The following is a 14,069-nucleotide window of genomic DNA, read 5'->3' as shown; positions in this document are numbered from 1 at the left end:
CCCTGGTCGACGCCGGACTCCCCGCCGACCATCCGCGGCTGGTGAGGGCCGTCGACTGGATGCTGGGCGAGGAGGTCGTCCGGCGCGGCGACTGGGCCGTGAGACGCCCCGAACTGCCGCCGGGCGGCTGGGCGTTCGAGTTCCACAACGACAACTACCCCGACATCGACGACACCGCCGAAGTGGTCCTCGCCCTGCGCCGGGTCCGGCACCCCGAACCGGCCCGGGTGGAACGGGCGATCGGGCGCGGGGTGCGCTGGACACTCGGCATGCAGTCGAGGAACGGCGCCTGGGGCGCCTTCGACGTCGACAACACCAGCCGCTTCCCCAACCGGCTGCCCTTCTGCGACTTCGGCGAGGTCATCGACCCGCCGTCCGCCGACGTCACCGCGCACGTCGTGGAGATGCTGGCCGTGGAGGGCCTGGCCCACGATCCGCGCACCCGGCGCGGCATCGAGTGGCTGCTCGCCGAACAGGAGCCGGACGGCTCGTGGTTCGGACGGTGGGGCGTCAACTACGTCTACGGCACCGGGTCGGTGGTCCCCGCCCTCGTCGCCGCCGGACTCCCGGCCGCACACCCGGCGATCCGGCGGGCCGTGGCCTGGCTGGAGTCGGTGCAGAACGACGACGGCGGCTGGGGCGAGGACCTGCGCTCGTACCGGCACGCCAAGGAATGGGGCGGCCGGGGCGCCTCGACCGCCTCGCAGACGGCATGGGCGCTGATGGCCCTGCTGGCGGCGGGGAAGCAGGACTCCCGGGCCGTCGAGCGCGGTGTCGCCTGGCTGGTCGCGACCCAGCGGGAGGACGGCTCCTGGGACGAGCCGTACTTCACCGGCACCGGCTTCCCCTGGGACTTCTCCATCAACTACCACCTCTACCGTCAGGTCTTCCCGCTCACCGCACTCGGCCGGTACCTGCACGGCGAGCCGTTCTCCGGCAAGCGGCCGGGCAGGCTGCTCGCCGAGGCCAAGGGGAGCCGATGACCGTACCGTCCGCCCCGGCACCGCTGCTGATCGCCTGCGCGCTCGACATCGAGCACCTGGCCCTGCGGCTGGGGGACAGGAGCGGCGCCGGCGGGCCCGTCACCGTGCTGCGCACCGGGATGGGCCCGAAGGCGGCCGAGCGCTCGGTCGCCCGGGTCCTGGCCGACCCGGCGCTGGCCGGCGCCGCCGTGCTCGCCACCGGCTTCTGCGCGGGGCTCGCCCCCGGGATGCACCCCGGCGACCTGGTCGTCGCCGAGGAGACCCGGGAGCCGCGCGGCGGCACACCGTGCGTGGGCACCGACCTGCTCGTCGAGGAACTGCTGCGCGCCGCACCCGGCCGTACCGTCCACACCGGCCCGGTCACCGGCTCCGACCACGTGGTCCGCGGGCCGGAACGCGCCGACCTGCTGGCCACCGGCGCCATCGCGGTGGACATGGAATCGGCGGCCACGCTCCTGAGCGCGGTGCGCGCGGGTGAGCGCCCGGTTGCGGCCGTCCGGGTGGTCGTGGACGCTCCAGAACATGAACTCGTCCGGATCGGTACGGTGCGCGGTGGAATATCGGCTTTCCGCGTCCTACGTTCCGTCCTTCCCGCTTTCTTTGAATGGCACCGCAATGTGCTGCTCCCCAGGAGGTGAGCCCGATGGCCATGCCGCTGCGCCAGTCCATCAAGGTCGCTACATACTTGGCTGAACAAAAGCTCCGCCGGCGCGACAAGTTCCCGCTCATCGTCGAACTGGAGCCGCTCTTCGCCTGCAATCTGAAGTGCGAGGGCTGCGGAAAGATCCAGCACCCGGCGGGGGTCCTCAAGCAGCGCATGCCCGTCGCGCAGGCCGTGGGAGCGGTGCTCGAGTCCGGTGCGCCGATGGTGTCCATCGCCGGCGGCGAGCCGCTGATGCACCCTCAGATCGACGAGATCGTGCGCCAGCTGGTGGCCAGACGGAAATACGTCTTCCTCTGCACCAATGCCATGCTGCTGCGCAAGAAGATGGACAGATTCACCCCCTCCCCCTATTTCGCCTTCGCCGTGCACATCGACGGGCTGCGTGAGCGGCACGACGAGTCCGTCGCCAAGGAGGGCGTCTTCGACGAGGCGGTGGAGGCGATCAAGGAGGCCAAGCGGCGCGGTTTCCGGGTGACCACGAATTCGACCTTCTTCAACACCGACACCCCGCAGACCGTCGTGGAGGTGCTGAACTTCCTCAACGACGACCTCCAGGTCGACGAGATGATGATCTCGCCGGCCTACGCCTACGAGAAGGCCCCCGACCAGGAGCACTTCCTCGGCGTGGAGCAGACCCGCGAGCTGTTCAAGAAGGCCTTCGCGGGCGGCAACCGGCGCCGCTGGCGGCTCAACCACTCGCCGCTCTTCCTGGACTTCCTGGAGGGCAAGGTCGACTTCCCGTGCACCGCGTGGGCGATCCCCAACTACTCGCTCTTCGGCTGGCAGCGCCCCTGCTATCTGATGAGCGACGGCTATGTGCCGACCTACCGCGAGCTGATCGAGGAGACCGACTGGGACCAGTACGGCCGCGGGAAGGACCCCCGGTGCGCCAACTGCATGGCCCACTGCGGCTACGAGCCCACCGCCGTCCTCGCCACCATGGGGTCCCTCAAGGAGTCCCTGCGGGCCATGCGCGAGACGGTCTCCGGAAACCGGGAGTGACGTCATGACCGCCGTTCCCCTGGGCATCCCCGGGATGCCGGCCCGGCCGGTCGCCGAGCGGCGCCCGTCGCGGCGGATCGACGTCGGGCCGGTGCCGGTCGGAGGCGGGACGCCCGTGTCCGTGCAGTCGATGACGACGACCCGTACGTCGGACATCAGTGCCACCCTCCAGCAGATCGCCGAGCTGACCGCGTCCGGCTGCCAGATCGTCCGCGTCGCCTGCCCCACGCAGGACGACGCCGACGCCCTGCCGGTCATCGCGAGGAAGTCGCAGATCCCGGTCGTCGCCGACATCCACTTCCAGCCGAAGTACGTCTTCGCCGCGATCGAGGCCGGCTGCGCCGCCGTCCGCGTCAACCCCGGGAACATCAAGCAGTTCGACGACCGGATCAAGGAGATCGCGCTCGCCGCCAGGGAGCACGGCACGCCCATCCGGATCGGCGTCAACGCCGGCTCGCTCGACGCGCGCCTGCTCCAGAAGTACGGCAAGGCCACCCCCGAGGCCCTGGTCGAGTCCGCCCTGTGGGAGGCGTCCCTCTTCGAGGAGCACGACTTCCGGGACATCAAGATCTCGGTCAAGCACAACGACCCGGTCGTCATGATCGAGGCGTACCGGCAGCTCGCCGCGCAGTGCGACTACCCGCTGCACCTCGGCGTCACCGAGGCCGGGCCCGCCTTCCAGGGCACCGTCAAGTCGGCCGTCGCCTTCGGCGCCCTGCTCTCGGAGGGCATCGGCGACACGATCCGGGTGTCCCTGAGCGCCCCGCCCGCCGAGGAGGTCAAGGTCGGCATCCAGATCCTGGAGTCCCTCGGCCTGCGGCAGCGGCGGCTGGAGATCGTCTCCTGCCCGTCCTGCGGGCGCGCCCAGGTCGACGTCTACAAGCTCGCCGACGAGGTCACCGCCGGGCTGGAGGGCATGCGGGTGCCCCTGCGGGTGGCCGTCATGGGGTGCGTGGTGAACGGACCCGGCGAGGCCCGCGAGGCGGACCTGGGCGTCGCCTCCGGCAACGGCAAGGGGCAGATCTTCGTCAAGGGCGAGGTCATCATGACCGTCCCCGAGTCGAAGATCGTGGAGACCCTCGTCGAGCAAGCGATGAAGATCGCCGAGCGGATGGAACAGGACGGCGTCGCGTCGGGGGAGCCGGCCGTCACCGTGAGCTGACCCAGCACGGACCGAAGGGGGCCGAGCGTGACGATTCTGGAGACCGTCCGGGGACCACGCGACCTGAAGGCGCTGTCCGCGGCGCGCCTGCGCGAACTGTCCGACGAGATCAGACACTTCCTGGTGCACGCGGTGGCCAGGACCGGCGGCCATCCCGGGCCCAACCTGGGCGTGGTGGAGCTGACCATCGCCCTGCACCGGGTCTTCGACTCCCCGGTCGACCGCATCCTGTGGGACACCGGCCACCAAAGCTATGTCCACAAGCTGCTGACCGGGCGTCAGGACCTCTCCAAGCTGCGCGGCAAGGGCGGCCTGTCCGGCTACCCCTCCCGCGAGGAGTCCGAGCACGACGTCATCGAGAACAGCCAGGCCTCCACCGCCCTCGGCTGGGCCGACGGCCTCGCCAAGGCCCGCCGGGCGCGGGGCGAGCAGGGCCATGTCGTCGCGGTTGTCGGTGACGGTGCGCTCACCGGCGGCATGGCATGGGAGGCACTGAACAACATCGCCGCGGCCAAGGACCGCCCGCTGATCATCGTCGTCAACGACAACGAGCGCTCCTACGCCCCGACCATCGGCGGCCTCGCCGACCACCTCGCCACGCTGCGCACCACCGACGGCTACGAGAAGACGCTGGCCTGGGGCAAGGACGTCCTGCTGCGCACCCCCGTCGTGGGGCGTCCACTGTACGAGGCACTGCACGGCGCCAAGAAGGGCTCCGTCGCGCTGCACCGCTGCGGGGTCACCTTCGTCCTGGACCGGGCCGGGGTGACCGGCGCCGACGGCGCGTCCCACAACGGCATGTGGGACCTGTCGGTCCTCCAGGTCGTCCCCGGCCTCGCAATCGCCGCGCCGCGCGACGCCGACCAGCTGCGCGCCCAGCTGCGGGAGGCGGTCGCCGTGGCAGACGTACCGACGCTGGTGCGCTTCCCGAAGGAGTCGGTGGGGCCGGCCGTTCCCGCCGTGGACCGGGTGGGCGGCATCGACGTGCTGCACCGCTCCGAGGGGGCCGAGGTGCTGCTCGTCGCCGTCGGGGCGATGGCGCCGGTCTGCCTCCAGACGGCGGAGCTGCTGGCGGCACGCGGCATCGGCTGCACGGTCGTCGACCCCCGCTGGGTCAAACCCGTCGACCCTGAGCTGCCCGGCCTCGCCGCCCGGCACCGCCTGGTCGCCGTCGTCGAGGACAACAGCCGTGCGGGCGGGGTCGGCGCGGCGGTGGCGCTCGCGCTCGGCGACGCCGACGTGGACGTGCCGGTACGCGGCTTCGGCATCCCCGAACAGTTCCTCCCGCACGCCAAGCGCGGCGAGGTGCTGGCCGACATCGGGCTGACCCCGGTCGAGATCGCCGGCCGCATCGGCGCGAGCCTGACCGCGGGGGCGGAGCGGCGGGAACGGGAGGAACCCGGCAAGGGCGGGGAGCGCGCGCGGCGGGGCGCGGCCGGGGACCCCGCCGGAGAGAAACCGTCCAAGGAGACCCACGCATGACCACCGCGCGATCCGCGTCCCAGCCCTCGGAGCCGGCGCCCTCGGGGACGTTCGACCTGGCCGCGCTCCTGGCCGAGCGCGGCGCCGAGCGCTACGAGCTGCACGCCCGGTACCTGAACCACCAACTGCCGCGCATGCTGCACACCATCGGCTTCGACAAGGTCTACGAACGGGCCGAGGGCGCGTACTTCTGGGACGCGGACGGCGACGACTACCTGGACATGCTCGCCGGGTTCGGGGTGATGGGCCTCGGCCGCCACCACCCCGTCGTCCGCAAGGCGCTGCACGACGTCCTCGACGCGGACCTCGCCGACCTCACCCGCTTCGACTGCCAGCCCCTGCCCGGGCTGCTGGCCGAGCGGCTGCTCGCCCACAGCCCCCACCTGGACCGGCTGTTCTTCGGCAACAGCGGCACGGAGGCCGTCGAGACCGCGCTGAAGTTCGCCCGGTACGTCACCGGCCGGCCGAGGGTCCTCTACTGCGCGCACGCCTTCCACGGGCTGACCACCGGCTCGCTGTCGGTGAACGGGGAGTCCGGCTTCCGCGACGGCTTCGCCCCGCTGCTGCCGGACACGGCCGTCCCGCTCGGGGACCTCGACGCGCTCGCCCGGGAGCTGAAGCGGGGTGACGTCGCCGCGCTCATCGTGGAGCCGATCCAGGGCAAGGGCGTGCACGAAGCACCCCCCGGCTATCTGCGGGCCGCCCAGGAACTGCTGCGCCGGCACAAGGCCCTGCTCATCGCCGACGAGGTGCAGACCGGACTGGGCCGCACCGGCGACTTCTACGCCTACCAGCACGAGGAGGGCGTCGAGCCGGACCTGGTGTGCGTGGCCAAGGCACTCTCGGGCGGCTATGTTCCGGTGGGCGCCACCCTGGGCCGGGACTGGATCTTCAAGAAGGTGTACGCGTCGATGGACCGGGTGCTGGTCCACTCGGCGAGCTTCGGGTCCAACGCGCAGGCCATGGCGGCGGGCCTGGCCGTGCTGTCGGTCATGGAGAGCGAGCAGATCGTCGCGGGCGTCCGCGCCACCGGTGAACTGCTCAAGTCCCGGCTCACCGCGCTGATCGACCGGTACGAGCTGCTCGCCGACGTACGCGGCCGGGGGCTGATGATCGGCATCGAGTTCGGCCGGCCCCGGTCGCTGAAGCTACGCGGCCAGTGGACCATGCTCCAGACGGCCCGCAAGGGCCTGTTCGCGCAGATGGTGGTCGTCCCGCTGCTCCAGCGGCACCGGATCCTCACCCAGGTCTCGGGCGACCATCTGGAGGTGATCAAGCTGATCCCGCCGCTGATCATCGGGGAGCGGGAGGTGGACCGGTTCGTGACCGCCTTCACTGCCGTGATGGACGACGCGCACAGCGGGAGCGGATTGATGTGGGACTTCGGCAAGACGCTGATGAAGCAGGCGGTTGCCAACCGGTAGCCGGGTGCCCCTCCCACGGGGCGCCTTTGCCGGGGCGGCGGCGACGGGCTTTGCCTCTCGGGCAAGAAATTTGCCTATAGGGCAAGGCTCCGGCTCAATGGAGTCATGAGCTCCCCCGCCGTCCAGCCCGGCTCCGAGCCCGCCGGTGACCTGTCCACCGTGGCCCCGCAGCTGCGGTCACTGCGCCGCCGGGCCTCCCTGACCCTGGAGTCGGCGGCCCGCGCGGCCGGTCTTTCGCCCGCCCACCTCTCCCGGCTGGAGACCGGGCAGCGGCAGCCGTCGCTGCCCATGCTGCTCGCTCTCGCCCGGGTCTACGGTACGACCGTCTCGGAACTGCTCGGCGAGACGGTCGCCGGCCGGGACGCCGTCGTGCGCGCCGCCGAGATGGAACCGACCATGGCCGGCGGCTGGACGTACTGGCAGGCCGGCGCGCCCGGACGCGGTATGCAGGCGCTGCGCGTCCATGTGCCTCACGGCTCCCAGGGCGACATCGTGCGGGTGCACCCCGGCGAGGAGTGGCTGTACGTCCTCGAGGGGCGGCTGCGGCTGCGCCTCGGGGACACCGCGCACCGGCTCGCCCCGGGCGACAGCGCGCACTTCGACTCACTGACCCCGCACCGCATCGCCGCGGAGGACCCGGACGGGGTCGACCTGCTCTTCGTCCACACCCTCTTGCAGAGTCCCACGGCCGCGCTGTGCCTCGGCCCCGCCACCCATGTCACCGGAGAGACGCCATGAGCCGCATGCAGCAGAAGTTCGACCGCCAGATCTGGGTGCGGCTGTTCATCTACGTCGTGGCGGGCCACGCCTTCGCCGCCTTCCTCTACCTGCTGTTCGCCCTCGGCGGGAAGTGAGGCCCCGGCGCCGACGGGCGTCCGCGCCGGCGACTCAGTCGAGCAGCCGCTCGCGCAGCCGCTCCCGGGTCTGCGGGGTGACCTTCAGGCCCTGCTCCAGGTAGGTGTCGACGTCGCCCCAGGCCTCCTCGATGGTCTCGAACGCCGCCGACAGATACTCGGCGCGCGCGTCGAAGAGCGGGCTCAGCAGCTCCATCACCTCGGGGGAGTAGGCCGAGGCGGAGCTGCTGCTGCGGTGGACCTTGTAGCGACGGTGCTTGGCGTTGGACTCCAGGTAGTCCGCGACGATCGCCTCGCGCTCGACCCCCAGGGCGAGCAGGGTCACCGCCACCGACAGGCCCGCCCGGTCCTTGCCCGCCGCGCAGTGCATCAGGGCGGGCACGCTGTCCTCGGCGAGGGCGTGCAGCACCCGGGAGTGTTCGGCGGTGCGCTCCTTGATGATCATCCGGTAGGAGGCGACCATCCGGGCCGCCGCCTTGCCGTCCGCGAGGATCTCGCGCAGCTGGTCGAGGTCGCCGTCGCGCACCATCTTCCAGAACTCGGCGCCGTCGGCCGGGTCGCTCAGCGGCAGGTTCACGTTGCGCACGCCCGGCAGCTCGACGTCCGGACCCTCCAGCTTCTGGTCCGCCGCGTTGCGGAAGTCGAAGATCGTGTGCAGGCCCAGGGAGGAGAGGAACGCCGCGTCCTCGGCGGTCGCGTGCGCGAGGTGGCCGCTGCGGTAGAGCACGCCGTACCGCACCCGGCGTCCGTCGACGGTCGGCAGGCCGCCCACGTCACGGAAGTTGCGCACTCCGGCCAGTTCGGGCTCGGTCGACGGGACCTGCTGCGTCACGTGGGCTCCTCCCAGTCGGCCCCGTCGGCGCTGCTCGTCGACGGGCACGCCTTCGACCATACGACATGGATTCCTGAGGCAATGAAGTTGTCCACAGGCGGCATACCCGAGCTGGAGCGCGTTGTCCACAGGCGTTGCCGACGAGCGCCCCCCGCCTCGATGATGTCGGGGCTTGGGTGAACCTGTCGGGATCTGTGGGGGCATGATGCTGGACACCACCGGGGACGGACGCACGTGGCTGCTGTCGGGGCCGAGGAGCAGTTACGCGGTCCACCTCACCGAGGACGACGAGCTGCTGCATCTGCACTGGGGCCCGCGGATCTCGCTCGCCGACGCCGAAGCGCTCGCCGCCCTGCCGCTGCCCGGCCACTGGCCCTTCGAGTCCGCCCTCGACGGCCGCGAGGAGTATCCGGTCGAGGGCGGCCCCCGGTTCGCCCGGCCCGCCCTGTCGGTGCGCACCGAGGAGCGCCGCGGCACCGAGTGGGCCTTCGAGGCGTACGAGACCGGGAGCGGGGAGGAGGCCGACGAGCTGCGGCTGCGCTTCCGGGACGCGGGACTGACGATCACCCTGCACTACCGGATGCGGGACGACGTCGTCGAGCGCTGGGTGACCCTGCGCAACGAGGGGCCCGCGGTGGAGCTGCTGCGCGCCGACTCCGCCACCTGGACACTGCCCGAACGCGACGGCTGGCGGCTGTCCCAGCTGCACGGCAGATGGGCCGCGGAGTCCCGGCTGACGGCGGCGCCCCTCACCTACGGCGAGAAGGTCGTCGGCAGCCGCCGCGGCCACACCGGGCACCAGCACCTGCCCTGGGTCGCGCTGGACACCGACGCCACCGAGGAGCACGGCGAGGTCTACGGCTGCGCGCTCGGCTGGTCCGGATCCTGGCGGATCGCCGTGGCCCAACTGCCGGACGCGCGCGTGCAGATCACCGGTGGCGCCGGACACGACGACTCGGGGCTGGCCCGGCTGGCGGCGGGGGAGTCCTTCACCACGCCGGTCTTCGCCGGCCTGTGGAGCGACCGCGGCTTCGGCGGCGCCAGCCGGGCCTGGCACGCCTACCAGCGCGCGTACGTCATCCCCGACGCCGGCCGGGACCGGCCGGTGCTGTTCAACTCATGGGAGGCCACCGGCTTCGACATCTCCGAGGAGCAGCAGCGGGCGCTCGCCCGGCGGGCCGCGGACCTCGGGGTGGAGCTGTTCGTCGTCGACGACGGCTGGTTCGGCGCGCGTACCGGGGACCACGCGGGCCTCGGCGACTGGCGGCCCAACCCGGACCGCTTCCCGGCCGGCCTCGGTCCGCTCGCCGACGAGGTGCACGCTCTCGGGATGCGGTTCGGGATCTGGGTCGAGCCCGAGATGGTCAATCCGGACAGCGAGCTGTACCGGGCCCACCCCGACTGGGTGCAGTACCAGAAGGGGCGAAAGCGGACGGAGTTCCGCAATCAGCTCGTACTGAACCTGGCCCGGGAGGATGTCCAGGAGTATCTGTGGGAGCAGCTGCACACCCTGCTCTCCAGCGCCCCCGTCGACTACGTGAAGTGGGACTTCAACCGCTGCTTCACCGACGCGGGCTGGCCCGGCGAGCCCTATCCGCAGCGCCTGTGGGCCGACCACGTGCGGGCGCTGTACGCCCTGCTGGACCGCCTGCGCGCCGCCCATCCCGGGGTGGCCTTCGAGTCCTGCTCGGGCGGCGGGGGCCGGATCGACCTCGGGGTGCTGGGCCGTACCGACCAGGTATGGACCTCCGACAACACCGATCCGCTGGACCGGCTGGCCATCCAGCACGGCTTCAGCCAGATCCATCCCGCGCGGGTGATGGCCGCCTGGGTCACCGACAGCCCCAACACCATGCTCAACGGCCGGGTCAGCTCGCTGCGCTTCCGTTTCGTCAGCGCGATGGCCGGGGTGCTCGGCATCGGCGGCGACCTCACCCGGTGGACCGAGGAGGAGCTGGCCGAGGCCCGGGGCTGGGTGGCCCTCTACAAGGAGATCCGGCCACTGGTGCAGCGCGGGGACCTGTACCGCCTGCGGCCCCCGCGGGGCGGGCTGAGTGCCGTCCAGTACGTCCTCGGGGGTGAGGTGGTCGTCCTGGCCTGGCTCCAGGCGCAGCACCACGGCGAGCCGGTCCCGGCCCTGCGGCTGCGTGGGCTCGACCCGACAGCATCGTATGAATGCCGCGAAACGGGCGAAGTGCATCGAGGGGCCGTATTGCTGCATCACGGACTGCGGCTCGCCTTGCGGGGTGACCTGGATGCAACGGTTCTCCGCCTCCGTCGCATCTGAGCTGTCTGTCCGAATTGAGGGCTTCCGTGTAACTCGCTCTGGAAGAAAGGCCTCTGGAGCGGTGTCACGTGAGGAGGCTCATACCTGTGACGGTGGGTTGTCCGTCATGTCCACGTAATTGAGGCCCGCCACAAGGGTGTTTGCCGAAAAGAGGGCTTCCGTCATCGACGGAGGGTGACCGCCGATTCCGTGATGGGCGGCCTTGTGGCGCATTTCCGGGCAACCATTCGCTTGTCCTTGTGCGTCCTGGTCGCTTACGTTCCAGTCCGATCCGGGCGGACGCCTAATCCTGCCGCCGCCCGGTGCCCGCGCTAACTCACCCGTGTACGGCAGGAGCGGGGGACCCACAGGTACAACCGCCTGTTCCGGTCTCCGGAACAGGCTTGGGGTCAAGTCGCGCCTCGGCGCGGCCGGACATCTCCAGTCCGCACCCGACAGCTCACCTCGCAGGCGCCGGAGAGGAATTCGTCATGCCCGCCAAGGGTAAGCACCGCCGTCCGAAGACCCTGCGCTTCACTCGTTCCATCGCTGTCGCCGGTACCGGTGGCGCCGCACTCGCGCTGCCCCTGATGGGTGCCGCGAGCGCCCAGGCGGCCACCCCGCAGTCCGCGCCGGAAAAGGCCGTCCAGTCGGTCGCCTCCGTGCAGAAGACGGCGGAGCAGAAGGCCGCCGGAAAGAACTCCGGTGCCCGCACGTACACCGTGAAGTCCGGCGACTACCTGTCGAAGATCGCCGACGAGCAGCACGTCGACGGTGGCTGGCAGCGGCTCTACGAGGACAACCGGACCGTCGTCGGCGAGGACCCCTCGCTGATCCACCCCGGTCTCAAGCTGTCGATCGGCGAGAAGGCCACCGCGGCCGCGCCGAAGTCCTCGTCCTCCGAGGCCGCCGAGCCGTCGCAGTCGCAGCCGTCGCAGTCCGCGCAGAAGTCGTCGCAGAAGTCCTCCGGCTCCGCGCAGTCCTCCGGCTCCGCGCAGTCGTCGGGTTCCTCGGAGTCGCCGTCCTCGCAGTCCGCCGCGTCCGCCCAGGCGGCGACCGCCGCGAGCGGTCACACCGCTCCCGTGTCCGGCGCCGGTGTCGGCACCGCCTACAAGGTGGCGGGCAGCATGTGGTCCAGCGGGTACCACACGGGTGTCGACTTCGTCGTCCCGACCGGCACCTCGCTCAAGGCCGTCGGTGCGGGCACCGTCGTCTCGGCCGGCTGGGCCGGCGCCTACGGCAACCAGGTCGTCATCAAGCTCGCCGACGGCTACTACGCCCAGTACGCCCACCTGTCCTCGCTCTCCGTGTCGGCCGGCCAGTCCGTGACCGCCGGGCAGCAGGTCGGGCTCTCCGGCTCGACCGGCAACTCGACCGGCCCGCACCTGCATTTCGAGATCCGCACGACCCCGGACTACGGCTCGGACGTGGACCCGGTCGGGTACCTCCGTGCGAAGGGCGTCTCCCTCTGACGCCACCGCGCCGCGCCGGTTCCTGACCCCGGCGCACGCGCCGGCGAAAGGCCGGACCCGATTCCCGGGTCCGGCCTTTCGCCGTGTGCGGGCCGCACGGGTCCTCGGGCGCACGGCTCGTTTCATTTCATTGCGGTCGTATGGCGGAGGCGCCGGGGGCGTGGACAGCGCGAGGGTGGTGGGGAGACAGTGATCCCCGTCAGGCAGCAAGCGCTTTCCCCGTCTCGTGCGGCGGCGCACCGCCCCGCACCCCGAAGGAGCCGCATCCCGTGACGACCACGCGCAGAGCGTTCGGAGCACTGGCCGCCGGTGCCGCACTGGCCGCCCTCGCCCCGGCCGGAGCAGCGCAGGCCGCGCCCCGCCACGGCCGCCTCATCGCCCGCGACGACTTCCGCCACGGCCTCGGCCGGTGGGCCACCGAACTGCAGGACGGCGGCACCGTCAGAGCCTCCCGCGGAGTGCTGGAGATCGACGTGCCCGGCGGGGCCACGGTCTGGTTCAAGCAGCGGCTGCACGGACCGTACGTCCTGGAGTACACCGCCACGCCGGTCTCGGCGGGCGGCGCCAACGACCGCGTCTCGGACCTCAACAACTTCTGGAACGCCACCGACGTCCGCTCCCCGGGCGACCTCTTCGCCACCCCGCGCGGCGGGGCACTCGCCGAGTACGACCACCTCACGACGTACTACGTGGGCTACGGCGCCAACTCCAACACCACCACCCGGCTGCGCCGGTACGTCGGCCGGGCCGGGGAGCGCCCGCTCCTCCATGACCGCACCGAGCCGCTGCTGGTGCCCAACGAGCCGAACCGGGTGCGGATCGTCTCCGCGGGACCGGTCGTCCGATGGTGGAACAACGGGCGGCTCGTCTTCGACCACACCGACCCGGAACCGTACACCGCAGGGCATTTCGCCTTCCGTACGGTGTGGAGTCATTTCCGCATCAGCGACTTCCGGGTGTGGCGTCTTATTCCGTAGTTGACCAATCCTTGAAGAGTGGCTTATCTCACCGCCCGTCAACCCCTGCCTACGGTCGCGTAAGTCACATTCAAAGGTGAATCATGAGCCGATGTGGCAGACGATTCGAAGAATGACAGCAGATCAGTGATCGGGTCGTACGTGGCGGTGGGGGACAGCTTCACCGAGGGCGTCGGCGACCCCGGCCCCGACGGGGCGTTCGTCGGCTGGGCCGACCGGTTCGCGGTACTGCTCGCGGACCGGCGGCCCGAGGGCGACTTCCGGTACACCAACCTCGCCGTGCGCGGGAAGCTGCTCGACCAGATCGTGGCGGACCAGGTGCCGCGGGCCGTCGAACTCGCGCCCGACCTGGTCTCGTTCTGCGCCGGCGGCAACGACATCCTCCGGCCCGGCACCGACCCCGACGACGTCGCCGAGCGCTTCGAGCGGGCGATCGCCGCGCTGACCGCCGCCGCGGGGACGGTCATGGTCACCACCGGGTTCGACACCCGGCGCGTGCCCCTGCTCAAGCACCTCCGCGGCAAGATCGCGACGTACAACGGGCATGTCCGTGCCGTCGCCGACCGGTACGGATGTCCCGTGCTGGACCTGTGGTCCCTGAAGTCGGTCCAGGACCGGCGGGCCTGGGACTATGACCGGCTGCACCTCTCGCCCGAGGGGCACACCCGGGTGGCACTGCGCGCGGGCCAGGTGCTGGGACTGCCCGTCCCGGCCGACCCGGAGCAGCCCTGGCCGCCGCTGCCGCCGCGCGGCACCCTGGACGTGCGGCGGGACGACGTGCAGTGGGCGCGTGAGTACCTGGTGCCGTGGATCGGCCGCCGCCTGCGCGGCGAGTCCTCCGGAGACCACATCACCGCCAAGGGCACCCTGTCGCCGGACGACATCAAGAGCCGGATCGCGGCGGTGGCGTGAACCGGAGCTGCCTCCTATACACCTCTGACCCTGCCGACG

13 protein-coding genes and 1 riboswitch are annotated in these 14,069 nt (G+C 71.4%); of the genes, 12 read left to right on the top strand and 1 reads right to left on the bottom strand.

Annotated features, from left to right (window positions below; translation table 11 throughout):
* The 8 genes from shc to CCN42_RS01730 form a co-directional block, all read left to right on the top strand.
* A partial coding sequence (shc, locus tag CCN42_RS44090; protein ID WP_245877101.1) for a squalene--hopene cyclase occupies positions 1 to 983 on the top strand: 983 nt, incomplete at its 5' end.
* Positions 980 to 1,621, top strand: a complete 642-nt coding sequence (locus CCN42_RS01760) for a phosphorylase family protein (RefSeq protein ID WP_086732743.1) — start codon at positions 980 to 982, stop codon at positions 1,619 to 1,621. The genes shc and CCN42_RS01760, both read left to right, overlap by 4 nt.
* 5 nt (positions 1,622 to 1,626) lie before the next feature.
* A complete protein-coding gene (gene hpnH, locus CCN42_RS01755) occupies positions 1,627 to 2,649 on the top strand; it encodes an adenosyl-hopene transferase HpnH (RefSeq protein ID WP_086732742.1) in 1,023 nt (340 codons plus the stop codon).
* Between the two features lie 4 nt (positions 2,650 to 2,653).
* Positions 2,654 to 3,811 carry a flavodoxin-dependent (E)-4-hydroxy-3-methylbut-2-enyl-diphosphate synthase gene (gene ispG, locus CCN42_RS01750; protein WP_086732741.1) on the top strand — a complete coding sequence of 386 codons (1,158 nt, stop codon included), beginning with the start codon at positions 2,654 to 2,656 and terminating at the stop codon, positions 3,809 to 3,811.
* 27 nt (positions 3,812 to 3,838) lie between these two features.
* On the top strand, positions 3,839 to 5,293 hold the full coding sequence (locus CCN42_RS01745) for a 1-deoxy-D-xylulose-5-phosphate synthase N-terminal domain-containing protein (RefSeq protein WP_086732740.1): 1,455 nt from the start codon (positions 3,839 to 3,841) through the stop codon (positions 5,291 to 5,293).
* Complete coding sequence (locus CCN42_RS01740) at positions 5,290 to 6,717, top strand: aspartate aminotransferase family protein (RefSeq protein ID WP_086732739.1); 1,428 nt, start codon at positions 5,290 to 5,292, stop codon at positions 6,715 to 6,717. Before CCN42_RS01745 ends, CCN42_RS01740 begins: the two co-directional genes overlap by 4 nt.
* 105 nt (positions 6,718 to 6,822) lie before the next feature.
* Positions 6,823 to 7,455: a helix-turn-helix domain-containing protein gene (locus tag CCN42_RS01735; RefSeq protein ID WP_086732738.1), complete on the top strand. Its 633-nt coding sequence runs from the start codon at positions 6,823 to 6,825 to the stop codon at positions 7,453 to 7,455.
* A complete protein-coding gene (locus tag CCN42_RS01730) occupies positions 7,452 to 7,571 on the top strand; it encodes a DUF6126 family protein (RefSeq protein WP_086732737.1) in 120 nt (39 codons plus the stop codon). Before CCN42_RS01735 ends, CCN42_RS01730 begins: the two co-directional genes overlap by 4 nt.
* 34 nt (positions 7,572 to 7,605) lie before the next feature.
* On the opposite strand, the gene CCN42_RS01725 is transcribed toward CCN42_RS01730, so the two are convergent.
* A complete protein-coding gene (locus CCN42_RS01725; protein WP_086732753.1) occupies positions 7,606 to 8,403 on the bottom strand; it encodes a tyrosine-protein phosphatase in 798 nt (265 codons plus the stop codon).
* Between the two features lie 205 nt (positions 8,404 to 8,608).
* On the opposite strand from CCN42_RS01725, the gene CCN42_RS01720 reads away from it, so the two are divergent.
* The 4 genes from CCN42_RS01720 to CCN42_RS01705 all read left to right on the top strand — a co-directional run bounded on the left by CCN42_RS01720 (position 8,609) and on the right by CCN42_RS01705 (position 14,030).
* A complete protein-coding gene (locus tag CCN42_RS01720; RefSeq protein WP_086732752.1) occupies positions 8,609 to 10,690 on the top strand; it encodes an alpha-galactosidase in 2,082 nt (693 codons plus the stop codon).
* A gap of 299 nt (positions 10,691 to 10,989) precedes the next feature.
* Positions 10,990 to 11,156, top strand: a riboswitch (cyclic di-AMP (ydaO/yuaA leader).
* A 4-nt stretch (positions 11,157 to 11,160) separates the two neighbouring features.
* Positions 11,161 to 12,141, top strand: coding sequence for a M23 family metallopeptidase (locus CCN42_RS01715; protein ID WP_086732736.1), 981 nt, complete (start codon positions 11,161 to 11,163; stop codon positions 12,139 to 12,141).
* 269 nt (positions 12,142 to 12,410) lie between these two features.
* Complete coding sequence (locus tag CCN42_RS01710) at positions 12,411 to 13,118, top strand: DUF6250 domain-containing protein (RefSeq protein WP_086732735.1); 708 nt, start codon at positions 12,411 to 12,413, stop codon at positions 13,116 to 13,118.
* A 126-nt stretch (positions 13,119 to 13,244) separates the two neighbouring features.
* Entirely contained in the window at positions 13,245 to 14,030 is a 786-nt protein-coding gene (locus tag CCN42_RS01705; protein WP_086732734.1) for an SGNH/GDSL hydrolase family protein, read from the top strand.
* Positions 14,031 to 14,069 lie beyond the last annotated feature (39 nt).

This window comes from Streptomyces glaucescens (assembly GCF_002154375.1).
GTDB classification, from domain to species: Bacteria; Actinomycetota; Actinomycetes; order Streptomycetales; family Streptomycetaceae; genus Streptomyces; species Streptomyces glaucescens.
This window is presented reverse-complemented; position numbering and strand designations above follow the sequence as displayed.